20 protein-coding genes are annotated in these 23,109 nt (G+C 44.6%); 5 read left to right on the plus strand and 15 right to left on the minus strand.

The genetic code is table 11. The annotated features are described in order from the left end of the window. Positions 1 to 25: 25 nt before the first annotated feature. From NV381_RS00290 to NV381_RS00335, 10 genes are all read right to left on the minus strand, one after another. On the minus strand, positions 26 to 802 hold the full coding sequence (locus tag NV381_RS00290) for a divergent polysaccharide deacetylase family protein (RefSeq protein WP_419182227.1): 777 nt from the start codon (positions 800 to 802) through the stop codon (positions 26 to 28). Between the two features lie 196 nt (positions 803 to 998). Next, positions 999 to 2,114: a flavodoxin-dependent (E)-4-hydroxy-3-methylbut-2-enyl-diphosphate synthase gene (ispG, locus tag NV381_RS00295; RefSeq protein WP_258211693.1), complete on the minus strand. Its 1,116-nt coding sequence runs from the start codon at positions 2,112 to 2,114 to the stop codon at positions 999 to 1,001. A gap of 111 nt (positions 2,115 to 2,225) precedes the next feature. Beyond that, positions 2,226 to 3,491 carry an ATP-dependent protease ATP-binding subunit ClpX gene (gene clpX / locus NV381_RS00300; RefSeq protein WP_258211253.1) on the minus strand — a complete coding sequence of 422 codons (1,266 nt, stop codon included), beginning with the start codon at positions 3,489 to 3,491 and terminating at the stop codon, positions 2,226 to 2,228. 11 nt (positions 3,492 to 3,502) lie between these two features. Continuing rightward, on the minus strand, positions 3,503 to 4,096 hold the full coding sequence (gene clpP / locus NV381_RS00305; protein WP_258211254.1) for an ATP-dependent Clp endopeptidase proteolytic subunit ClpP: 594 nt from the start codon (positions 4,094 to 4,096) through the stop codon (positions 3,503 to 3,505). Positions 4,097 to 4,754: 658 nt separating this feature from the next. Further along, positions 4,755 to 6,038, minus strand: coding sequence for a trigger factor (tig, locus tag NV381_RS00310; RefSeq protein ID WP_258211255.1), 1,284 nt, complete (start codon positions 6,036 to 6,038; stop codon positions 4,755 to 4,757). 144 nt (positions 6,039 to 6,182) lie between these two features. Next, entirely contained in the window at positions 6,183 to 7,166 is a 984-nt protein-coding gene (locus NV381_RS00315) for a hypothetical protein (protein ID WP_258211256.1), read from the minus strand. Between the two features lie 91 nt (positions 7,167 to 7,257). Then, positions 7,258 to 8,424 (minus strand): Ger(x)C family spore germination protein, encoded by a 1,167-nt coding sequence (locus tag NV381_RS00320; RefSeq protein WP_258211257.1) that lies wholly within the window; start codon positions 8,422 to 8,424, stop codon positions 7,258 to 7,260. Then, positions 8,421 to 9,890 (minus strand): spore germination protein, encoded by a 1,470-nt coding sequence (locus tag NV381_RS00325; protein WP_258211258.1) that lies wholly within the window; start codon positions 9,888 to 9,890, stop codon positions 8,421 to 8,423. The genes NV381_RS00320 and NV381_RS00325 overlap by 4 nt, the downstream gene beginning before the upstream one ends. After that, on the minus strand, positions 9,874 to 10,968 hold the full coding sequence (locus tag NV381_RS00330; RefSeq protein ID WP_258211259.1) for a GerAB/ArcD/ProY family transporter: 1,095 nt from the start codon (positions 10,966 to 10,968) through the stop codon (positions 9,874 to 9,876). The genes NV381_RS00325 and NV381_RS00330 overlap by 17 nt, the downstream gene beginning before the upstream one ends. A gap of 149 nt (positions 10,969 to 11,117) precedes the next feature. Then, complete coding sequence (locus tag NV381_RS00335; RefSeq protein WP_258211260.1) at positions 11,118 to 11,462, minus strand: hypothetical protein; 345 nt, start codon at positions 11,460 to 11,462, stop codon at positions 11,118 to 11,120. A 392-nt stretch (positions 11,463 to 11,854) separates the two neighbouring features. Between NV381_RS00335 and asnB the strand changes: the two genes are divergently transcribed. Then, positions 11,855 to 13,699 carry an asparagine synthase (glutamine-hydrolyzing) gene (gene asnB / locus NV381_RS00340; protein ID WP_258211261.1) on the plus strand — a complete coding sequence of 615 codons (1,845 nt, stop codon included), beginning with the start codon at positions 11,855 to 11,857 and terminating at the stop codon, positions 13,697 to 13,699. Positions 13,700 to 13,773: 74 nt separating this feature from the next. Here asnB and NV381_RS00345 read toward each other — a convergent pair whose 3' ends face one another. The 3 genes from NV381_RS00345 to NV381_RS00355 form a co-directional block, all read right to left on the minus strand. Further along, positions 13,774 to 14,415: an XTP/dITP diphosphatase gene (locus NV381_RS00345; RefSeq protein WP_258211262.1), complete on the minus strand. Its 642-nt coding sequence runs from the start codon at positions 14,413 to 14,415 to the stop codon at positions 13,774 to 13,776. Continuing rightward, positions 14,396 to 15,160: a ribonuclease PH gene (gene rph / locus NV381_RS00350; RefSeq protein WP_258211263.1), complete on the minus strand. Its 765-nt coding sequence runs from the start codon at positions 15,158 to 15,160 to the stop codon at positions 14,396 to 14,398. The genes NV381_RS00345 and rph overlap by 20 nt, the downstream gene beginning before the upstream one ends. Before the next feature lie 232 nt (positions 15,161 to 15,392). Then, the gene (locus NV381_RS00355) at positions 15,393 to 16,439 is read right to left on the minus strand and encodes a GerMN domain-containing protein (protein WP_258211264.1); all 1,047 of its coding nucleotides are present in this window, start codon (positions 16,437 to 16,439) and stop codon (positions 15,393 to 15,395) included. Between the two features lie 213 nt (positions 16,440 to 16,652). Between NV381_RS00355 and NV381_RS00360 the strand changes: the two genes are divergently transcribed. Then, on the plus strand, positions 16,653 to 17,534 hold the full coding sequence (locus tag NV381_RS00360) for a sensor domain-containing diguanylate cyclase (protein WP_258211265.1): 882 nt from the start codon (positions 16,653 to 16,655) through the stop codon (positions 17,532 to 17,534). A gap of 58 nt (positions 17,535 to 17,592) precedes the next feature. After that, on the plus strand, positions 17,593 to 18,114 hold the full coding sequence (locus tag NV381_RS00365) for a phosphatidylglycerophosphatase A (RefSeq protein WP_258211266.1): 522 nt from the start codon (positions 17,593 to 17,595) through the stop codon (positions 18,112 to 18,114). 171 nt (positions 18,115 to 18,285) lie between these two features. Here NV381_RS00365 and NV381_RS00370 read toward each other — a convergent pair whose 3' ends face one another. Further along, on the minus strand, positions 18,286 to 19,074 hold the full coding sequence (locus tag NV381_RS00370) for a DUF1836 domain-containing protein (RefSeq protein ID WP_258211267.1): 789 nt from the start codon (positions 19,072 to 19,074) through the stop codon (positions 18,286 to 18,288). A gap of 261 nt (positions 19,075 to 19,335) precedes the next feature. On the opposite strand from NV381_RS00370, the gene NV381_RS00375 reads away from it, so the two are divergent. Next, complete coding sequence (locus tag NV381_RS00375) at positions 19,336 to 20,646, plus strand: hemolysin family protein (protein WP_258211268.1); 1,311 nt, start codon at positions 19,336 to 19,338, stop codon at positions 20,644 to 20,646. A gap of 79 nt (positions 20,647 to 20,725) precedes the next feature. After that, complete coding sequence (ytvI, locus tag NV381_RS00380; RefSeq protein WP_258211269.1) at positions 20,726 to 21,769, plus strand: sporulation integral membrane protein YtvI; 1,044 nt, start codon at positions 20,726 to 20,728, stop codon at positions 21,767 to 21,769. A 46-nt stretch (positions 21,770 to 21,815) separates the two neighbouring features. Here the strand turns inward: ytvI and NV381_RS00385 are convergent, their stop codons facing one another. Then, positions 21,816 to 22,754 (minus strand): hypothetical protein, encoded by a 939-nt coding sequence (locus NV381_RS00385; RefSeq protein ID WP_258211270.1) that lies wholly within the window; start codon positions 22,752 to 22,754, stop codon positions 21,816 to 21,818. Between the last annotated feature and the right edge of the window lie 355 nt (positions 22,755 to 23,109).

A 23,109-nucleotide genomic window follows, 5' to 3' on the forward strand; every position in this document is an offset into this window, starting at 1 on the left:
CAACGCATAAAAAAAGCTGTACCCGTTAAGGAGCCAGCTTAGAAATGGTCACAAATTGAGCTAGCTCCTGTATAGCTGGAACTGACTGTTTTAATACGGAAGCCGTGTTTTTCCCTGGTGGGCCTACATGACCGATGACAATGGTTGAATCATTATCTTTTACATGCTTTTGCACCTTTACGGCTTGTTTTGAGATATGATTACGCGTATAAACATCATCCATGAAGATATTGTTTTCGACTATTTTAACTCCCAGCTCAGCGGCTACAGGCTTTACTACACTCTTATGAGTCGTTTTGCTATCCAGATACAATAAATTCTTTTCCTTACAAATCTGCAAAATAATTCGCATTATCCGTGCATCAGCTGTCACCTTGGATCCCATATGATTGTTCATTCCGATTGCAAAAGGGACCTCGTCAATGGCTGCCAAAACTCTTTGGCGTATCTCTTCATCAGATAAATCGGCCGTGATAGCACCAGGCCCAAGCCAGCTTTTTTTCCCATGAACGGGCTCCATCGGCATATGAATAAGCACGTCATGTCCTAATTGGTGAGCCCATTCAGCATCTCGCTTCGTGGTTGGCAGAAATGGCATCACAGCCACAGTAATCGGAACCGGAAGCTCCATCATTTCACGGGTGCCCTGTTGGTCGTTGCCAAAATCGTCGATTACAATAGCTATTCGCTTAGTAGTGAGCATCCCTTTTTCAGCAATCGCCTGCGATGTACTGTTATAAGACGTCATTGAGATAAACAGAGTTACTAAAAGTATAGCCAGCCATTTCTTTTTCAAGTACATTCCAATCTCCTCCTAATGCTTTTTGTAGCGACTTCTTAATTATGCGATTTAGTAAAACTTGTATCGTAAGCGGATGCTTTTCCTTTGTTATTTGTCAATAGACTGAATCATATTCATTCTTGATGGAAATAAAAAAAAGCAGCGAACCCGATTTGGGTAACGCTGCTTTATGTTTATAAAATTTCATTATTATATTTTAAGCTTGCTGGGGTGCGTGATGCTTTCTACCTGGAATCTCGCCAGTGCGGGTAAAATGCTCCACAATGATATCAATTTCTTTCTTCAATTCGCTTAGCAGTTCAGCTTCAGGGACTTTACGAATCATTTCCCCATAGCGAAACAGCATGCCTTCGCCGCGCGCTCCAGCGATCCCAATATCCGCCTCTCTCGCTTCTCCAGGACCGTTAACCGCACATCCCAATACGGATACTTTTATTGGGACTTTAATTTTGGATATATATTCCTCGACCTCATTAGCAATGGAAAATAAGTCAATATCTAATCGTCCGCAAGTAGGGCAAGAAACTAATGTAGCAGCATTAGTAATAAGTCCGAATGTTTTAAGCAGCTCACGTGCAACCTTGATTTCCTCCACTGGATCGGCACTCAAAGAAATTCGTACCGTCGATCCAAGTCCCATGCTTAGCAAGGCTCCAATACCTGCCGAGCTTTTCACTGAGCCTGTAAAAAGAGTACCGGCTTCAGTAATTCCCAAATGCAGCGGATAGCGGAACGCAGCCGCGGCTTTGGAATAAGCAGCAATAGCCATCGGTACATCGGAAGCTTTCAAAGAAACAATAATATCCCGGAAATCAAGCTCTTCCAAAATATTAATATGATATAGCGCGCTTTCCACCATCGCCTCAGGCGTCGGGTAGCCATACTTCTCCAGCAAATGATTCTCAAGCGACCCTGCATTAACACCGATACGAATCGGTATTCCGCGTTCCTTGCACGCTTTCACAACGGCCTCAACCTTCTCACGGCGACCGATATTGCCAGGATTGATCCGTACCTTGTCAATGCCGTTCTCTATGGCTAGAAGAGCCAGCCTGTGATCAAAGTGAATATCGGCTACTAACGGAATGCTGATCTGCTTCTTAATTTCCTTAATAGCTTCAGCAGCTTCCTTATTGTTGACAGTAACACGGACAATCTGGCAGCCGGCATCTTGCAAGCGGTGAATTTCCGCAACGGTAGATTTCACATCCGCCGTTTTCGTGGTGCACATGCTTTGCATGACAACCTCATTGCTGCCGCCTATAGTCAGATCTCCTACTTTGACAGGAATAGTCTCCGTTCTATGGAACATAGCTTCAATCGCTCCTATAATACCAAACATCCTCCGCTCCGTCATAAAGCCTGGGTGGGCTTAATATTGGATTGGAGGTTGTTATGGTTTAGTTTATTCAATAGAGAGTGCTTAAGCACTCTCTTCTTTTTTCTTAACGGATTTTTCATCCTTCGATGTGATTTCAGGTGCAGTCTTTGCTTGAACCGCTTCCTTGGTCACGACACAATTGGAAACTTCCGTACGAGACGGCGCTTCATACATCACTTCCAGCATGATGCTTTCAATGATAGCACGCAAGCCACGGGCTCCCGTATTACGTTTGATGGCTTCACGGGCAATTTCATCCAAAGCTTCCTGGTTGAAATCAAGCGTTACATTATCCATCTCTAGCATTTTTTGGTACTGTTTGACCAATGCATTCTTAGGCTCTGTCAAAATCCGCACCAAAGCAGCTTCATCTAACGGCTCCAAAGTTGAGATTACTGGCAAACGTCCTACAAACTCGGGAATTAACCCGAATCTTAGCAAGTCTTCAGGCAGCACCATCGTCAAGTACTCGCCTGGTTTCAAATCAGCTTTCAGACCATCGGTACCGAAACCAATGACTTTCTTGCCGATTCTGCGTTTGATAATTTGCTCCAGCCCATCAAATGCACCGCCGCAAATAAACAAAATGTTGGTTGTGTCGATTTGAATGAACTCTTGATGCGGGTGCTTACGCCCGCCTTGTGGTGGAACGGAAGCAACCGTACCCTCCAAAATTTTCAAAAGGGCTTGCTGCACACCTTCGCCGGACACATCTCGTGTAATAGACGGATTTTCCGATTTACGTGCTACTTTGTCAATTTCATCAATGTAGATAATACCACGTTCAGCCTTTTCTACATCGTAATCCGCAGCTTGAATCAGCTTCAGCAGAATGTTTTCTACATCCTCGCCCACATAACCCGCTTCAGTTAAAGAAGTGGCATCAGCGATTGCGAACGGAACATTCAAGATTTTGGCCAGCGTTTGAGCAAGCAACGTTTTGCCGCTTCCGGTAGGACCAAGAAGGACAATATTACTTTTTTGAAGCTCCACATCTTCCAGCTTGGATTGCTGGGAATTAATCCGTTTGTAGTGATTGTAAACCGCTACAGAAAGCGATTTTTTGGCTTGATCTTGACCAATGACGTACTGATCCAAAATATTGCGGATTTCTTTCGGTTTAGGAACGTCCTTGAGATCGAGTTCTTCTTCGTGACCCAACTCTTCCTCAACGATTTCCGTACAAAGCTCTATACACTCATCACAAATATAAACACCTGGTCCGGCAACCAGCTTACGAACTTGTTCTTGCGACTTGCCGCAAAAGGAGCATTTGAGTTGACCTTTTTCATCGTTAAATTTAAACATGGGATCACTCCTTATCCATTCAGTTCATTACGAGTGATAACTGCATCAATAAGCCCGTATTCTTTGGCTTCTTCCGCACTCATAAAGTTGTCACGATCCGTGTCGCGCTCAATTTTCTCAAGCGGCTGACCCGTACGTTCCACATAGATCTGGTTTAGTTTATTCTTGGTTTTGATAATCCACTCCGCATGGATTTTAATATCCGATGCCTGGCCTCTAACTCCACCCAACGGCTGATGAATCATCACCTCGCTGTTAGGCAATGAAAAGCGTTTACCTTTGGCTCCGGCTGTCAACAACAACGAACCCATACTAGCTGCCATTCCGACGCAAATCGTTGATACGTCAGGCTTGATGAACTGCATCGTATCGTATATACCCATTCCGGCTGTCACTGAACCACCCGGTGAATTGATGTATAGATGAATATCCTTCTCTGCATCCTGCGCAGATAAAAAGAGTAACTGCGCAATAACGAGGTTGGCAACATCATCGTCAATGCCAGTACCGATAAAAATAATTCTGTCCTTCAAGAGGCGGGAATAAATATCGTACGAACGTTCCCCGCGTCCTTCCTGCTCAACAACCATAGGTATCAGACCCATTGTTCCAACCCCTTTGCTCCAAAATGTATTACGATTTTCATTGTATCACTTTTAAAAACTAAAGTCATTTTCATCCCCCCTAAATCCCCCCTTCTCCAAGGGGGGACCCTAGAGGCTGCGCCCCTGGACCCGCCTAAAGGCAGTCTGGAGGCAAACTTATGCGCTTCGATGATACTTTATGTGCTGGGGATCGCGTCCGTCCTGGCCCTACCTACGGTCGAGGCCAGGACACGCTTTACGATTGTGGCGGGTTCAAATCCGCGCCTATGTACTTCGATGAAACGTTATGTGGTGAAATCGCGTCCGTCCCGGCCCTACCTACAGTCGAGGCCAGGACACGCTTCTGGTTTGCGGTCTATCGAAACCGTAAAGCGTGTCTGACATTGGCTCCCCATTCACTGGGGGTGCCTCGTCAGACGATAAGCGAGCTCCTGCACGAAGTTAAGCGTGTCTGAATGCCGGGTCACTCGAAGAGTAGACCCGCATTCAGACGGACGCGAGCACCTGCACCAAATTCAATCCTAAATCATATGTATTTTAATCGTCGTCCAGGGGGCGAAACCCCTGGGGTCCCCTATAAGGGGATTTAGGGGTGATTCTCGGTGACTTCCGTAGCTACAGAGAAGGGCACGTATAATCACGTGCCCCTTCCACTATATTACTTGCTGTTTTCAAGCAAGAAGTCAACTGTTTTCTTAACAATAAGATCATGCGTCAAATCGCCCAGATTGCCATTAGCACTCAGGATAGCACGAAGCTCATGAGCAGGACGTTGGTACATCTTGGACATGTTTTCCAATTCAGCATTGATCTCCTCTTCGGATGCTTCGATGCCTTCAGCTTTAGCGATCGCTTCAAGAACCAAGTTATTACGAACGCGCTTCTCAGCGTCGCCGCGCATTTGGCCTTTCAACAATTCTTCGCTTTGGCCAGTAAACTGGAAGTACATTTCAAGATTCATACCTTGAGAGCTCAAGCGACTTTCGAATTCCTTAACCATTTGAGCGGTCTCGTTATCGATCATAACTTCAGGGATCTCAATTGTTGCAGCTGCAGCGGCTTTTTCAACCACTTCTGCTTCTTTGTTGCGTTGAAGCTCGGATTCTTTGCGAGTTTGCAAGTTTTTGCCCAAATCGCTTTTGAACTCTTCCAATGTTTCAAACTCACTGACGTCTTTTGCAAACTCATCGTCAAGAGCAGGAAGGTTTTTGCGTTTGATGTCATGCAAATGAATTTTGAAAACAGCTTGCTTGCCTTTCAAATCTTCGGAATGATAGTTCTCAGGGAAGCTCACTGTAATATCTTTGTCTTCGCCCTTGTTCAAACCGATAACTTGCTCTTCGAACCCAGGAATAAAGCTGCCTGATCCGATTTCAAGAGAATACTTCTCTGCTTGGCCGCCTTCAAAAGCAACGCCATCCACGAATCCTTCGAAGTCGATGGATACAGTATCGCCGTTCTCAACTGCACCTTCTTCTAAAGGAACGAGTTCCGCATGACGCTTTTGCAGCTTATCAAGCTCTTCATTGATTTCCTCTTCAGTAACAGCCGCTTCTTTCGACTCAAGCTCAATGCCTTTGTATTCGCCCAGCTCAACCTCAGGCTTAACAATAACCTTAGCTTTGAATTTCAAAACTTGGCCTTTACCAAATTGCTCTACATCAACTTCAGGACGGTCAACCGGGTGAATCCCAGTTTCTCCAACTGCTTCTGTGTATGCTTCCGGAACAACGATATCAAGAGCATCTTGATACAAGCTTTCAACGCCAAATTTCGATTCAAAAATGGAACGAGGTACTTTACCTTTACGGAATCCTGGAACATTTACCTTTTGAACTACCTTTTTAAATGCTTTGTCCAGAGCTACTGCTACTTGCTCCGCTTCAACTTCGATTTCAAGAACGCCAACGTTCTTCTCTATTTTTTCCCAGCTTGCTTTCATTTTATGCTTTCCCCTCCAAAAATTATCCATAACTTTTTCACGTCCTGACCATATTGGGAGGTTATGTTGTCCCAAATCGTCAATATAACCATTCTATTATAACATACCCTTTTTTGTTTTCAAGTAAAGGAAAAGGAAATATATTCACTCTCCCTGACTTCGTGAAAACGTAGAAGAAGCAAACGACTGCATGACCCTATAGGCTTGCTCCCATTGGAAAACAAGATCATTCGTAATCCCATACAGGTCAAGGATTTCTTCTTTATCCCCACTGTTGAACACTTTCTCAAGCAGAACGAAATGAAAAGCTGCAGCCCAAACATCCACACAGGCCTGCTCTTGTCGGAGCATCTGCCGGTACTGTGCAGTACCATATATGTAAGCTAAAAATTCATTCCATGTTTCTTGAGCAAAATAAGCTAAAGCCGGCTGAACCGTTTGACTCATATCTTGTATTCGCTCAATAATCTCACCGATTGGATCCGGAAAATCGCCAAAAGTAACGGGGGTGTCCTCAACGTCAACAACAATCGTCTCTCCCTGCTTCGACAATTTCAGCGGACCTGTCACTCCGCGGAGCTTGAGAGTTTGGAGAACCTTATACTGGATGATGGGATGCTGCTCTTGTTTTGTGACGAATTCCCCAAGCTTTTTATTGATTTCAGGATGCTCCAGAAATGCTAATTGATCGAGTGCCAGCAATAAGTTTTCGACAGATTGGGGCTGCTTGAGCAGGTCCAGGAGCCTTTCTGTGTAGCCGCTATCAGCCCGTTCCTTCACAGCCAAATGCTGACGAAACATGTCGGCTTCAGACAATTCCTCCTCTTCCTCGCTATCCAGAGAAGGAAATATTTGATCGGGGAACATCGTTTGCAGCCACTGCAGCAGCGCGAGCCACTCATCCTCTATCCTCTTGTCTTGATTATGGCATGTAAGCAAAAACTCCAGCATTCGGATGGCTTCGCCATAACGTTCTGTTTCCAGCATTCGGGTCAGCTCAAATTGGTAGTATTCAACAGTTTTAGGAAAAAGAATGACATTATCGTTCGGCTTCTCGGTCAAAAACACACCGCCTCCCCTAAGAGTTTCGCTTAAAGCGAAACCAACTTCGTAAGCATTTGCTGTCACTTCACAAGCTTGCTCTTTGAAAGCAGTGTACCCGATTCGAGGCCGGAAAGCAAAACCAGCGGTTATTCTCCCCTATCCTGTTGCTAATGTGCTAATCCTTGTACATACGATATGTATACTTACCTGCCGTAGTTATCTCTACCTGTACCTTCACATTACCCAAAGAGTTTGACTCCAAAACGAATTGATCTTTATCCTTATCGTACTCCCGGAAACGTTTCGCCCCTCGAACATACAGATGCTTTTGAAGTTCAAGCAGATCTACTTTCAGCTTCAGTCCATTTTCATAGGTCTCCCGAATTTCCTTTTCGATTATTTTTTCAGCCTGCCTGCAAAGGGTTTGCTCGGAAACCTGCTCGTTCAAATCCGTGATAGCTCCATCCACTTTTACATGAAGATCGAACACAGGCTTGCTGTTCTCCTCCCTGATCTTAACCGAGTAATGCGGCCTCCTCATCCGCAGATTAGCTAGCTCCTTTCCTTTTTCGGTTACCGAAACAGGCGCTCTGTTAGTATTTTTCTCGACCCATCTAAGCCCTTTTACCTGTTCCAAAGGCATAAAGCCTTCGCTTTTATTTTGCCTGAAAGGGAAAATCCCCTCAAAGCGCATCGATCCCAACGGCTCGTCATTTCTGTGCCAAACCTCTTTACTGACGGAAACAGCTGGCAACAATAGTGTTTGTACAGGCTCATAATATGTGGCAATGAAATCATTAAGACGCATCGGGGTTATGTACGAGCGCTGTTTAAAGTTGTCTATAGGCTTATGGATCAGCATATTCAATCGGGATTGTTCAAAGTTCGGGGTTGCGATAAAAAGCTCATTCAGCTTGCTGCGTGTTCCATAGACCCACATTGTATATCGAAGCTCATAAAATCTGAAAAAGGTTTGCAGCACATCCGTTATATCTCCTTTAGCAAGCAGCCCCTCTCCCATAACCAATGCCGTAACATGTCCCCAATATAAACGTTTTTCTGCCTCCAAAGAAATATTTCCGACTGCATCCACATAAGTTTTTCCCTTGCCGATTCCAATCCATGCCGGGGTTGAGGTGCTTTTGTTCCCTGTATCTGTTTTTGCAACCTTTTCGAAGCTAAGAAGCTGTAAATAGACGGTAAATTGTTTCTCCTCTTTCGAATAATCAATCCCGATTGCATTCACATAATCCAAATTATCAATGTCCGATGCATTCCAGCATCCGCTCAAAAGGACGGCATTGACAAGCAGCATGGTCGCAAGAAGCAAACCTCGCCTCATTGCGATTGCCCTCCTCTGCGTCCCGTATGATCCTTCTGGGGAGTCAGCAGCTCAGGCTTGGTTTGGCGTCTGCCGCGGGGGTGCAGAGTTAATACAAACCATAAATCCTTCCAATTAACTGGTGAAAAAGGAGCCAAATAAGGTACACCAAAAGACTTTAAATTGGACATATAAATCAATATTGAAAATACGGCAGTAAAAAATCCGAACAATCCAAAAAAAGAAGCAAAGAGAAAAATATATATTCGCAGCAGCCCAACACTTATGCCGAACAATCCCCCAACCAATGTAAACTGGGCTGTTGAAGTAACAGCGGCAACAACTAGTGTGGCAGGCGAGGTCAATCCCGCTTTAATGACCGCATCCCCGATAATCAAGCCTCCAACAACAGATATTGAAGGCCCTAAAGCTGAAGGCAGCCGACTGCCCGCCTCTAAAAAAAATTGAAACAAGAGTGTCATCAATAATATTTCCATCGGTCCTGAGAGCGGCGTACCTTCGGTAGCTACCGCGATAGTTGCGAGAAGTGGGAAAGGAATTTGATCTTGATGATAAGAGGTAAGGGCAACCCAAAAGCCCGGCATCAAGAGCGTAATTAAAAGCCCCACTCTCCTCATGATCATTTCAATATACAGAAGCGGCAGAGGCGTATGCATATCCTCGCCAACAGTCATTGCGTATGAGATATTAACCGGTGCTATGAGTACGGTGGGGTTGCCATCCATCATGATCACAAATCGTCCTTTAATAAGACTGTCAGCGACCATATCCGTGCGAGTCGTCAAATTCATTAGCGGAAAAAACTCGCCTTTTGTTCTAGTCAGCAATACCTTCAGTTCTTCTTGGCTTAAAACCGACTCAGTTTCAATATTGTACAATTTTTCCTTTACTTCGCGTAAGGTCGCATCTACCAGTACATCACTTAAATACAAAAGACCTATCTCGGTTCTGCTGCGGCTGCCAAGAATATGCTTCTCCACGCATAAAGTATTGCTGCGAAGACGTTTACGGATGAGAGCAATATTGACATTCAAATTTTCTATAAAGCTATCCCGAGGTCCATTGATGGTCATTTCCGAGCTCGAATCCTCAGGTTTACGTTCGGGACGATTAGCCATTTCAACATAGTTCAGCTTACCGCTGGATATTTCGAATACAAGAAGATTTCCTTTGAATAGCTCATCCATAACATCTTGATCTGATGCATCCGCTTTAAAAGTTGATTTCAGCATATTTTGCCAATCTGCACTATCATTTTCATCGCTTACAATGTCTGTTTCCAAGCTGGCTTGCAGTCTCGGCAGCAAAGTGTTCTGCAGCGCTTTAGTGTCGCATAACCCCTCACAATAGATTAGAAGCAAGCTCCTGCGTTTCTCGATTTCTGCGGATTCCGTTATTTCAATAAATTTAACATCATCACAGCGTTCGAACATCTCCCGAAGAATTCTCTCATCCCATCTTGTCACGTAAACTCCCTCCTTTTTTGGAAAAGAACGCTACGATTAATAAGCTCAAAGTAAGAACAAGGTAGCAAATCAAGGTGCTCGGTAAATAACTGTATTTAAGCCAATCGTAAAATTGGATATCGCTAATGGGAAGCAGCATAATAAGTACCAACAGAACGGACAACGCAATGAGAAAGACCGGCTTGCTTTTCTTGCCTTTGAACGGACTTAGTTCGGTTAATAAATACATTGCAACAGAGACTCGTACGAACGCTCCCGCAAACCACTGATAAATAGAAAAGAAGTCAACCCTCTCGATGAATCTTTGCACGATAACCAGTTTCCATTGTTCAAAAGCAGGATACCGATGTTTCGCGGATTCTACAGGTCCGAATTCAGCTATGGAGCCCGTAGTTGGTCCCAGTGTTAATCCCGTAATCAGCACCGCCAGTAAGGCTAGATGCCACCATTTGATTCGCGTGCCGATATGCTGCTGAATTAACAGCAAAAGCATCAGCTCCGCAAATCCGGCTCCAACATGGATTATGCCTTCGAGCAGCGGCCCCATCCCAAGCTCCAATATAGGAAACAGCCTTGTGTAATCCTTGTTGACAAAATTCGCGGTCATTACAAAGTAGCCTAACAGTACAATCAACGGAAGCAAGATACCGCTCATAATGGCGATGCAGATAATCCCTGAGCGCGCCGCAAAGTAACAGAGGCTGACGAGGAGCAAAGCCAACGCAAACGTCGGGGTCTCGGGCAAATAAGACGCGACTGCCCAGGTTACCGTATCTTTTATCGTGATAGCTGCAATCAGCAGCAATAAAATACCGAATATGAGCTTATGTATATTTGAAATTCCTTTTCCGGCTATTGATTGTATCCATTCAAATAACGGCTGTTGGGCGCTTCGTTTCACAATCCATTGGAGCAGAAATATCCAGAGTATGAACGGAAAAAAAGCAACTGCAGCTGACACCCAAGCATCTCGATCCGCTACATCCAGCAATATGGGAATGATGATGACATGATTCAACAATCCTACTGAGCATAGAACAATCATTGATGCCTGAATCATGTTGATAGACCTGGACATAGACCTCACCTATTTTCGCGAAAGATTTTCATACCTGGTTCTCGCATATTGCCAAATTAGGTTGCCCTAAACCAATTAAAAAATCCTTTCTGAACCCAAAAAAACAGCGATGGGGAAATCCCCATCGCTGTTTCAAAATTCATATTTTATTAGTTAATTTTCATTGCCGCTTGAATTAATTTGGCTTTGATGCTTGGATCCTGATCAATGAAAGCATACATCTTATCAACAGCATCCTTGTTTTGCAAGTAATCCTTCTCGCTCTGAATAGCTTCATGCGACCATTCCAGCAAAGACTTCTCAGCAATGCCCAGATCATTCAATGCGTTGTGCAGGCCTGTATCTTCAATTAGCTCTTCAACTTTCTCCTGGGTAACTACTCCGAGCAGCTTGACGGTTGCAAGCTTATTTTGAAAAGCCGCATTCGCTTTTTCAAAGCGTTCTTTGGCCTCTTTGTATTCACTTTGTTGCTTGGCTAGTTTTGTTTTTTTCATACGTATGACCACCTCTTCATCTTGATTGGTTCGGGCCTGGCTACTGACCCCATTGTAATCCTTAATCAACAGCTATCTACATAGCATAGCGCAGGACAAGAACATTTTCAAATGTGTGCAACCACAGAATTTTAATTACTATAAAAGCTTTTATCCCTCCAAGCCTCTCTTTGATTAGAGTGGGATAATCGCTCTTGTTCTATTCATCCAATATGGTCATCATCACAAACCGTTACCGCATAGTGTAAACGCTAATTTGTATTTTGTCTATCTTTTCCTGTTGACGGGACAGACATTTTCTGTTTTGCCTATGCATAACCTTTATAATCACGCTGTCACTGTCGAAAAGTTTGATAGTTGTCGACTAAACACACCAAGAAGGGATGAAAGCTATGTGCGGGATAACGGGATGGATTGAATGGAACAAGGATTTAACCCAATATCCGTCCATTCTGGAACATATGACGGATACTTTGTCAGATCGCGGTCCGGATGCTTCAGGTACTTGGATCACTCCGCATTGCGCGCTTGGACACAGACGTCTTTGCGTTATGGATCCGGCTAATGGAATACAGCCAATGATTCGAAAATACGGTGAAAACACATTTACCATCGTCTACAACGGAGAGCTCTACAACGCTCCTGAGCTAAAAAAAGAACTGGAGCAGCGCGGACATACATTCACTACCACATGCGACACTGAAGTACTGCTCGTATCTTTTATCGAATGGGGACGTTCCTGCGTAGACCGTTTAAACGGCATTTTTGCATTTGCCATCTGGAACTCCATTGACCAATCCTTATTTCTCGTACGAGACAGACTCGGCGTAAAACCGTTCTTTTATTCGTATGAAAACGGCAGGCTGCTGTTCGGGTCCGAGCCCAAGGCTATTCTCGCTCATCCTGATTTTCCCGCTCAAATTAGCGGCGAAGGGCTAGCCGAAATATTCGCCATCGGTCCTGCTCGTACCCCAGGGCATGGAGTTTACCGCAATATGTCTGAATTGAAGCCTGGACACTGCATGGTCATGGATCGCAACGGCCTGAGCATCCGGGCTTATTGGAAGCTGGAAAGCAAGCCGCATGAAGATGATGTGGAAGCAACGGCGGAGCGAATCCATGATCTTCTCCAAGATACGGTAATCCGCCAATTAGCGTCAGACGTGCCTATTTGCACACTGCTGTCCGGAGGACTCGACTCCAGCGCATTAACTACTTTTGCGTCCAACTATTATAAAGAAAAACAGATGGGCACTATTCACACTTATTCCATCGATTACGTGGACAACGACAAACATTTCAAAGCGAATACCTTCCAGCCCAATGCCGACGCACCCTGGATTAAACGAATGACCGAGTTTCTCGGCAGTGAGCATCACTTCCTTGAATTCGATACTCCTGAGCTTGTGGATTCGCTCAAAACGGCCGTCTATGCCCGTGACCTTCCTGGCATGGCCGATGTGGACGGCTCCTTATATTTATTTTGCCGTGAGATTAAAAAGGACGCCACTGTAGCTATTTCCGGAGAGGCCGCCGATGAGATCTTCGGAGGTTACCCCTGGTTTCACCGCGAAGAAGCCTTGAATGCAGGCACCTTTCCATGGTCACTTGCCACCAAGGACCGCGTAGACCTGTTATCACCCGATTTCGTTCGCTGGGTAAAGCCTGAACAATATGTTAAAGAACGGTACAGTCAGGCGCTTTCGGAAGTGCCGCGGCTAGCCGGTGAAAACCAGGTCCAAAACCGGATGCGGGAAATGTCTTACCTTAACATTACCCGCTTTATGCCGACGCTCCTTGACCGCAAGGACCGGATGAGTATGGCAGTCGGTCTTGAAGTGCGGGTTCCGTTCTGCGACCACAGACTTGTGGAGTATGTATGGAACATCCCTTGGGAAATTAAAACGTCCGGCGACAGGGAAAAAGGCATTCTGCGCCGTGCGCTGCGAGGCGTTCTCCCTGAGGATGTACTTACTCGCAAAAAAAGTCCCTATCCAAAAACGCATAACCCGAGCTATTTGAAAGCAGTCCGATCCTGGGTGCTGGATATTCTGAATGATTCGAGCTCCCCGCTGCTGCCGTTTATTGATGTTCCAAAAATACGCAGCTTGGCTGAGGGAGATGCGAGCCAATTCAATCTGCCTTGGTTCGGTCAGCTAATGACAGGTCCTCAGCTGTTCGCTTATTTGGCTCAAGTGGATACTTGGTTAAGACACTATAAGGTTTCGATCCGTTAACTTGATTAATGAGGGTAGACAAGAAGAGGAGAGGTGACGCCACTCCCACAAGCACACTCACATCTACCTCCGCTTTAAGTTTCAACAGCTTTCCATAACAGCCGGATGGCAGATCCACGATGGCTGAGCCTATTCTTTTGTTTCAAGTCAAGCTCAGCCATTGTCCTCTCCAACTCAGGTATGTAAAAAAGCGGATCATAACCAAAGCCGTTTGTTCCTCGCGCCTCTGCGATAATTACACCCTCACAGCTCGCTTCTACTTGAACAAGCGGATTGCCATCAGAGTCAACTAAACAGATCGCACATTTGAACCTCGCAGCACTTAAATAAATAGGCTCAGAAACCGTCTCAGGAGACTGCTTTAACAGGTCCCCTGACTTTTTCAATTCATCCAGCAGTTTGCGGTTATTTTGCTCATCCGTTGCATGCTCTCCCGCATAACGCGCAGAAAACACGCCGGGCTCGCCATTTAATGCGTCCACGCACAAACCAGAATCGTCTGCAATGACAGGAAGGCTCAATAGCCGCGCAATAGTACGAGCTTTAATTAAAGCGTTATCTGCAAAAGTTGCTCCGTCTTCCACGATATCCGGCATGTCATCGAAATCAAGCAAGCTTTTTACAACAATCCCTTTGTTCAGAAACATCGAAACAAGCTCTTTGACTTTGCCGGCATTTCGAGTGGCTACAATTATCTCAGACCCGGGCGGCAGCATGGGATGCACTCCTTATTCGTGCGGATATTTCAGGCCCCAAAGCCTTCTCCTGTTCACGGATCATTGCTTGAATACCTACTTCGGCCAAGGCCAGCAGGTCATCCAGCTCTTTGCGGGAAAACGGAGCATCTTCGCCTGTTCCTTGAACCTCCACAAATTTACCCATGCCTGTCATGACCACGTTCATATCGACTTTGGCTTTGGAATCTTCTTCATAATTGAGATCCAGACAGGCCTTTTCATTAACGACCCCAACGCTGACTGAGCCTAGAAAATCGGTAATCGGGTACTTGGACAGCTTCTTTTCCTTCACAAGCGTATCAATAGCGATCGACATCGCTACAAATGCTCCCGTAATAGAAGTCGTTCGCGTACCCCCATCCGCTTGGATAACATCGCAGTCCAGGGTGATGGAACGCTCTCCCAATGCTTCCAAGCTGACAACGGATCGCAGCGCGCGTCCAATCAAGCGCTGGATTTCCATAGTGCGGCCTCCCAGCTTGCCTTTGGCCGATTCCCTCTGATTGCGCACCTGCGTTGCCCTTGGCAGCATCGAATACTCTGCTGTCACCCAGCCCTTTCCTTGCCCTTTCATAAAGGGCGGCACTCTTTCTTCCACCGTTGCCGTACAAATAACTTTGGTCTCCCCTACTTCAATCAATACCGAGCCTTCGGCATGCTTGTTATAATGGGTTGTAATAGAAACAGAACGGGTTTGGTTTTCCTGTCTCCCGTCTTTTCTCATGATTGATTCCTCCTAGGAGCTTTCCGTTGGAAAGCTGACATCATAACATTTTTGCTTGGTGCAGAATCTGCATGTAAGCACGGCCTGAATTATCGCTAACTGAATTTCAACCTTCCCATTGTACCAGAGCGGCGCTTCAAGTTCCAACAAAAGGAGGGAGCCTCGGCTCCCTCATCTAATAATTCTTATATTCTTATCTAATTTGTGCTTTCTGGTTCAAATCATGTGTTTTTTACAATTTTATTTGGTTAATATTCGATGGACGGCTTACAGGCTTGCTGTAGCTTTGATTTTCACTGGTTGTAACCTTAGCTTCTCCGTTGACTGTTATCTGGACCTTCGTTGCAGAGCCTGCGTTTTCGGTAAGCGAAAGCACTACTGCGTTTAAGGCTTCGGCAGGCGCCTTCTTATCTGGCCCCAGCACCTTTTCAGAGAAATCGACCGTTATTAAGTTTTCCGCCTTTTGAATTTTCTTCAGCTCTGCACCCGGTGTCATAACAGCGGCAAGCCCTTTCTTCTGATCCGGTCCCACAATTAGCTGCTCTATTACAGCTTTGGCAACATTGTCTGTCCGTTTAACCATTCGGGTAACAGGTACATAATATTTGTAATTGTCATGATTTTGTCCGAGGAAGTATACCGTTACAGGGGTGGACTGACCGTATTCGACCCCCTCAGGCTTCTCTAGATTGATACCCAGCGCTCTTGTAAGCGGCTCATCAAGCGGCGTTCCCCCTTGCGGCATTTCTTTAAGAGCCTTGCCTTCAACGCGGAGCTGCACTTTTTCAACAGATGGGAAGCCTGTAAGCGTCCAAGTAATTGCCTCGAGAATTTTCCGCTCGTCTTGCACATTATAATCTGTAAATGCCTTGGAGAAATCCACTATGGCAAGCTTCTGATCCTTCACAATATTAATGCCCTTTACTGTGGTACCTTTAGAAATAATGGGGGTAAAACCAACTGGCAATTGCTTAGCCGATGCGCTGCCATCTACCATAGATTCCAAAGCTTTCTTAGCCACCTCTACGGATTTCTCTACGTTAATTCCAACTGGAGCTATGAAACCGTTAGTGTCCTTGGCATAGATGGTAATGGATGAGGGATTCTGAATCATGCTGCCGCTCACAGCCTTCGCTTCTCCTGCATTAGCGCCTGCACCGGTTGGCGGAGGATCGATCGATTGCGAATGTTCCTTCTTTTCTAATATGGAGCAGCCTGAAGTAAGCAACATCACGATGCCCGTCACTGCCACCCATCGAGTCCATCTGTACGGTTTCATAGATGATTCCTCCTTGAAAATATGGATTGTTTGTCCTTCTCTCTTAATCCAACTATACGAGGAGGAGACAAGTTTTATGACAATCATTTTTGTGAAATTCCAAACGATTAAAGGACATTTTATTGCTTTTACCTCATTCTTATTTCTATAATGAGAATAGATCTAAATATCTACTAAGAGACACAGTCACTCCCAACTAATGAGGTGAGGGCGATGGATAATAACAACACGGTTCAGGACATGTTTTTCCGGCAGCTGATCGACCATAGCGAGGATTTTATTCTGGCCATGGGTCTTGATGGATTGATTACGTACAGCTCCCCGTCATTCCAGAAAATGCTGGGATTACCTTCTGAGGAATTGATTGAAAGGCATGGCTCCAGCCATGTTTTCGAGCAAGATAGAGAGCGATTTCTGCAAAGCATCAGTCAACTGATTGAAGACCACAAACCTTTTACACTCGAATATAGGTACCAATTAAATGATGGGACTTTGTTGTGGGTAGAAGGTAAAGCCTGTTTGATTAAGGATGGAGGCGTTCCGACCGGTATCGGTATTATCTCAAGGGATATAAGCCCATATAAGTCTGTGGAAGAACACTTAGTCCGTATGGCCTACTATGATGCTTTGACAGGACTGCCGAACAGACGGCTGTTCCATGACCGTTATAATCAATCCTTGCTTTTAGCCAAAAGATATCAACGCAAGCTCGCTGTCTTTTATCTGGACCTGGATGACTTCAAAGCAATCAATGATAATTATGGACATGCGGTTGGAGACGAGCTTCTGCAAAAGGTAGCTGCGCGGCTCTTGCACTGTGTTAGGGATCCTGATACGGTCAGCCGTCTGGGCGGTGATGAGTTCGTTATATTGCTGCAGCAATTTGAAATGCCTGAAGATATTGATAAGGTGGCACATCGTGTAATTCAAGCACTTAGCAACCGATTTGTCATTGGACAACATGAAATTTCAATTACATGCAGTATGGGAGCAGCCCTGTATCCTCAGGATGGCAGCGGAGAAGATTTAATTCAATCGGCAGATAATGCGATGTATCAAGCTAAAAAGCATGGTAAACACTATTCGGAATTCTAATCTGCTTTCTCATCCCAAATTGACTTGATGAGACACTAGCCTTCAGGAGGAGATTTATATGACCTACAATTTGAATTCAAAGCTGGTTGCAGAGGCGGCGAACGACTGGCTGAAGCAGCGCGGCGTAACCATACAGGATATTGCGGAATTAACCTTTTTTCTGCAAAAGGGCTACTACCCGGGCCTGACAATGGAGGAATCGATTATAAGCGTCGAAGCGGTTATTCAAAAACGCGAGGTGCAAAATGCGATCCTGACAGGAATTCAGCTGGACATACTTGCAGAGGAAGGCAAGCTGCTCCCTCCTTTGCAGGAAATGATCGAAAACGATGAGGGATTGTATGGCTGTGATGAAATACTTGCCTTGTCGATCGTAAATGTGTATGGGAGCATCGGACTTACAAACTTCGGTTATGTAGATAAGCTAAAGCCGGGGATTCTTAAAATGCTTAATGATAAACACGGAGAGCATAAGCATACATTTCTGGATGATATAGTTGGAGCGATCGCGGCAGCCGCAAGCAGCCGGATCGCCCATCGCAAGCAAGCTGAGAAGGAAGACCAGCAGTCTCAACCGTAACACTTTCCACTTGATTTATGACATTAACGTAGATAGAAATAAAATAGCCTCCCCCACTACTTAGTGGTTAGGGAGGCTATTTTTGTATGCAGACCAACATTCTCTTGGTTCAATGGTTTCTTTTCCAGCCATTTTGGTTAAAGCTCATTCAAACGCACAGAAATTCCTTACTCACTTGTCATTTGAGCCATGCAGGTTGTGAAGAAATAAAGTTCCGTTTAAATATCTTCTCGCTAAAGAATGAAAATAAGCGGTTTGCACGGAAACCATCGAAATAAACAGCAAGTTGCGGAGCGCCTCTTTTTGTTGAGGATTCAAATGACTTAGATTGCATACATATTGGTCTGCTTTAAGTCGAATGGTCGATTCCGTTAATGCATCATAATTAGGTTTACCCGCACCATGTCCCTGCACATCAAGCAGCTGGTCGTTGTTAGCATCCATTTCTTCAAACAGGGTGGAGTAGGCAACATATAATTCGGTAGGCCCCAACAGATCATCCGCTTCATCTTCTGGCTGTTGGAACGTAATCTGGAATAATTTACGTATGGATTCGAAATCCAGACAGTTCTTCAGATCGTCAATAATAAACAGCATAGCGGCTTGATCTATTGAATATTTTTTCCCTTCCTTGGGCGATCCTAAAAAATCTTTAAAATCTCGTTTGACCCAATTTTGCATGGAAGTGATGGACACATTTGTATATTCTATTTGATTACCAAGAGATACTATATCCAGTAAAGAAAAGCCTCCTACACTGTCGCTTTTGATCATTTTTTCCAGAACCGGAGGAAGATGAGTCGACAGGAAAGCAGATAAGGGAGTACCTTGCTCCACATCAGTTCGATGGTTTTTTTTCCAGGCTTCCCGTAAAACCATGATAGGGGTCTTAGTTGCTCTTCCTTTCATAGAGAGGAGCATAATTGCCATTTCTTTACGGGTAAGAGTAAAAGTTTCCAATATGAGCTCCTCCTTCTACCATTGCAGCATTCGTTTAAATGATAAGTTCATTTGAACTCATCATAAAACTAAGGAAATGGTTTGTCAAAGGAGATATTTGTAGATATCCATAGTATTAACGCTTGTAATGAATCAAAATGACTCCATTCTGATTAAAAAAGCGCTGCATGCCGTTTTGTTATTCCTATGATATGTATTATAATAAGTTCATAAGAACTCATCTAAGATAAGTTCAAATACTTTTTACTGAGGAAGGTTGATATGGGTTTAAATTTGTTTCTCGTGGCAGTTTTGATCTTGCTTTCTGCATTTTTTGTTGCAACGGAGTTTGCAATCATCAGATTACGTTCGAGCCGTGTAGACCAGCTGGTACTTGAGGGTCGCAAGAACGCAGTTGCAGTACAGAAAGTAATAAGCAATCTCGATGGCTACTTGTCCGCTTGTCAGCTGGGCATAACTATCACCGCTTTAGGATTAGGCTGGCTCGGTGAACCGACGGTTGAAAAGATCCTCCATCCCTTGTTTCAATCACTTAATTTGAGCGAGGAATTGAACGGAATTGTATCTTTCATTATTGCTTTTGTATTTATTACTTACATTCACGTAGTATTGGGTGAGCTGGCTCCTAAATCATTAGCTATTCAAAAAGCCGAACAGATCAGCTTGCTGACAGCAACACCTATCATTTGGTTTTCTAAAATCATGTATCCTTTTATCTGGGCACTTAACGGCTCAGCAAATCAGTTAATTAAGCTGTTTGGCTTGAAACCTGCAACCGAGCACGAGGAAGCGCATTCGGAGCAAGAAATTCAAATCATCGTCTCGGAAAGCTATCAAAGCGGCAAAATCAATAAAACCGAATACGGTTATGTAAATAAAATATTTGCTTTTGACGATATGTTGGCCAGAGAAATTATGGTTCCTCGTACCGATATGATTTGTCTTTTTTCAGACCGTTCACTTGAGGAAAATTTGAAAATTATTCGCCGCGAGCAATACACTCGCTTTCCTATCGCTCAAGAGAGCAAGGATAACATTGTAGGGATCATCAATACGAAGCATTTCTTCTTAAATTACGATAATAATCCGGAACAATTCGATTTTAAATCGTTGGTTCAGCCTGTTCTTACAGTCCCTGAATATATCCCGGTAAACACCTTGTTAAAAAGAATGCAAAAGGAACGCGTTCACATTGCGATTCTGGTCGATGAGTACGGCGGAACCTCGGGACTCATTACGATGGAAGACATTCTTGAGGAAATTGTCGGGGAAATTAGGGATGAATTTGATGCGGATGAAGTGAAGGAAATCGAAAAAATTGATGATAACAAATATATTTTTGATGGAAAAGTTTTATTGAACGAGGTTAATGATTTACTTGGCACCAACCTGATTAATGAGGATGTCGATACCATTGGCGGATGGCTGTATACTCAAGCCCCTGATCTGGAAGCGGGAAAAGCATGGAACTATGACGATGTTTCCTTCGTAATATTAAAAAAAGACAGCCACAGGATACGTAAAATTGAAATTCAGAAGCTGTCGCCTGCTTCATCTGTAGAAACGCCTTAACAGCTACAATTAGCAAAATCGGGATAAAATGATTGGAAGCCGGGATCCATCCCGGCTTTATCTTTAAGGAGAGAACTTGATGCCTCTAAAGACGATTGTATTTGTTGTTGTATCCATCTTAATACTGTATGGGCTTTTTACAGTTGGCTTTCCTTTTCTGCTGGCCCTGCTTATCGCCATTTTATTGGAACCGGTAGTACTATGGACTATGAAAAAGCTCCGGCTCAACCGAATTGCGAGTGCTGCATTAACCTGCTCTTTATTGATTGCCGGGATACTCTGCGCCTTTTTTCTCATAGGGATGAAAATTTATTTGGAGTTTGTTGAATTCGTAGGGAAAATTCCCATGATACTCAATGAAGTGGATCTTTTCGTGAAGGAAGCCTTGACAGGTCAAGGGATTATCTATAGATCATTTCCTCAAGAATGGGCAGGCTATATTCAAAGCGGGCTGGTCATGGGAGTGGATTCATTAACGGACGGCCTCAATCGTATTATCTCCTCCGCTTCGGGAATGATCTTGAATGTGGCTAAAACATTGCCTAATTTATTAATATTTTTCATTGTATTTATTGTAGCGCTTTACTTGATCAGCATTGGATTGGAGCAAATAAAACGCACCTTCCTGTCTTTATTTTCAGAGGGTACCCGCGGTAAAATGGAAAATGTGCTGAGTCATCTTCGCGAAGCGATTATTGGTTTTCTAAAAGCTCAAATCCTGATCAGCGTTCTTACTTACATAGTGACTTTAATAGGGCTGTTGTTTCTTGGAACAGGTTATCCTTTGGCGATAGCTCTAATTATTATATTTGTTGATCTGCTGCCTATTCTAGGTACAGGCTCTGTATTAGTTCCTTGGGCTGCATTCAGCTTTATTCAAGGGGACTTGAATCTGGCTATCGGTCTTCTAGTTTTGTTTCTTGTTATCACTGTATTCCGGCGAATTGTCGAGCCCAAAATTGTGGGCGACGCCGTAGGGATAAGTGCTCTAGCCACTCTGGCCAGCTTGTACATTGGCTTTAAATTAATAGGCGTAGCCGGTTTGTTTCTCGGTCCGATTGTCATTATATTTTTTCAAGCATTGAAGAAGTCCGGGATTGTTAAAATTAATATTGATTTGTGATGAAAAACGACCAGCCCTCTATATTGCGGCCGGTCGTTTTTTTGAATTATGAAATTAAACGAAGCCTGATAGCGATGTCTGCTTGTGAAAAAGCATGCCTCCAACGCTCCTGAGTCCAAACACCGCGGTAAAGTGAACGAACCGTTCGTCCAATATCAAGCGGATCTGTTCCTTGCAGCTGCAATTTGTGCACAAGCTCGCTCATACTTCTAGCCATGGTCGTCTCTGAGAGATCCCTTTTTAGCATCAGCTGGTCATTCTTCCCTACTGTAACCGTAACTGCTGCGTTAATTCTGGGAGCTTTCAAATCTCCATTGCTGCTCCAATCTGTATGACAGCTTAGTCTTCGTCCGCCTGACTCCACTTCCTGTCCATCCAGACAAGCTAACAGCTCCAGCTCATCTGTATTTAAGAAGAGCGCGGGCCCACGCCCACGCAGTACAGCGGCATTCACTTCAACACCTGCTGCGCCGCTGGCCTGGCTATGCATCCTCAAATAAGGTACAAGGGTATCGTGCCTTCTATAGCCATCATCCCTACGCTGCTGAAACTGCTGCAGACCACTTTCTATGAGCTGCAGCTCCGGCAGCCACGCTGAGGTCGGAGCTTGTCTCATAAACACATCAGCCGCGCCCTCGACCATCGCTATGAGAGGCTGCGGTTGCGGCCCATTCGGCTGCTGAGACTTCTGCTGAAGCAGCTTTCCGCCGTTTGGCAAGGTGCCATGCCGTTCTACAAAATCAGTACCCAGCAGAACAACCTGCGGTGCTTCTTCTGCTGCGCTTAACGCAGTTATTCCTTGCGGCAGGTTCGTCATCCTCACTTCCCCTTGCTCTGATACATCTACAGCTATTACCTGCGACGATGTGTTGGCTGCTGTGTCGGCCCATACAGCGGCTTTGGTTTCGTGATTATCTGAGCATCCGGATAAAAGCAATAGCATTGCTGCAGCAAGCAGCAAACTTCCTCCATCGACCATCCTCATCCTTCTTACATCCTTTCCTAATAATCAAGACGGATGGTCTCATCGTTCCCAGATTCAACCATAATCATGCATGATTTCACAGTTGGGCATGTTTCAAACAAGCGCGAAACCCGGATGCTCAAAGGTGGTGCATAGCCGAGCAATCACGAACTTTCTGGAGGAACCCAGATGTCCCGATATATAGCGATGCTGCGTCCACCGAAGCAAAGGACAATATCTCGGAAGTACTTGTTCCTTTATTACCAGGAAAGCTCAAAAAACAGAGTGATAGCGGAACTACTAGTTCCTTTATCACTCTGTTTTTGTGTATAGTTTCCCTATTTGCCTAACTTAACGGAATTGCGACTTCCGCTAT

Source organism: Paenibacillus radicis (ex Xue et al. 2023) (genome assembly GCF_024722015.1).
GTDB lineage: Bacteria > Bacillota > Bacilli > Paenibacillales > NBRC-103111 > Paenibacillus_S.

Coding starts and splice junctions, on each gene's coding strand:
- clpP (WP_258211254.1), bottom strand. CDS start 4,096: ATGGGTCTGATACCTATGGTTGTTGAGCAGGAAGGACGCGGGGAACGT.
- NV381_RS00375 (WP_258211268.1), top strand. CDS start 19,336: ATGGGTTTAAATTTGTTTCTCGTGGCAGTTTTGATCTTGCTTTCTGCA.
- NV381_RS00320 (WP_258211257.1), bottom strand. CDS start 8,424: ATGAGGCGAGGTTTGCTTCTTGCGACCATGCTGCTTGTCAATGCCGTC.
- NV381_RS00345 (WP_258211262.1), bottom strand. CDS start 14,415: ATGCTGCCGCCCGGGTCTGAGATAATTGTAGCCACTCGAAATGCCGGC.
- NV381_RS00360 (WP_258211265.1), top strand. CDS start 16,653: ATGGATAATAACAACACGGTTCAGGACATGTTTTTCCGGCAGCTGATC.
- NV381_RS00335 (WP_258211260.1), bottom strand. CDS start 11,462: ATGAAAAAAACAAAACTAGCCAAGCAACAAAGTGAATACAAAGAGGCC.
- NV381_RS00290 (WP_419182227.1), bottom strand. CDS start 802: ATGTACTTGAAAAAGAAATGGCTGGCTATACTTTTAGTAACTCTGTTT.
- NV381_RS00385 (WP_258211270.1), bottom strand. CDS start 22,754: ATGAGGATGGTCGATGGAGGAAGTTTGCTGCTTGCTGCAGCAATGCTA.
- asnB (WP_258211261.1), top strand. CDS start 11,855: ATGTGCGGGATAACGGGATGGATTGAATGGAACAAGGATTTAACCCAA.
- clpX (WP_258211253.1), bottom strand. CDS start 3,491: ATGTTTAAATTTAACGATGAAAAAGGTCAACTCAAATGCTCCTTTTGC.
- tig (WP_258211255.1), bottom strand. CDS start 6,038: ATGAAAGCAAGCTGGGAAAAAATAGAGAAGAACGTTGGCGTTCTTGAA.
- rph (WP_258211263.1), bottom strand. CDS start 15,160: ATGAGAAAAGACGGGAGACAGGAAAACCAAACCCGTTCTGTTTCTATT.
- ytvI (WP_258211269.1), top strand. CDS start 20,726: ATGCCTCTAAAGACGATTGTATTTGTTGTTGTATCCATCTTAATACTG.
- NV381_RS00355 (WP_258211264.1), bottom strand. CDS start 16,439: ATGAAACCGTACAGATGGACTCGATGGGTGGCAGTGACGGGCATCGTG.
- ispG (WP_258211693.1), bottom strand. CDS start 2,114: ATGTTCCATAGAACGGAGACTATTCCTGTCAAAGTAGGAGATCTGACT.
- NV381_RS00365 (WP_258211266.1), top strand. CDS start 17,593: ATGACCTACAATTTGAATTCAAAGCTGGTTGCAGAGGCGGCGAACGAC.
- NV381_RS00330 (WP_258211259.1), bottom strand. CDS start 10,968: ATGTCCAGGTCTATCAACATGATTCAGGCATCAATGATTGTTCTATGC.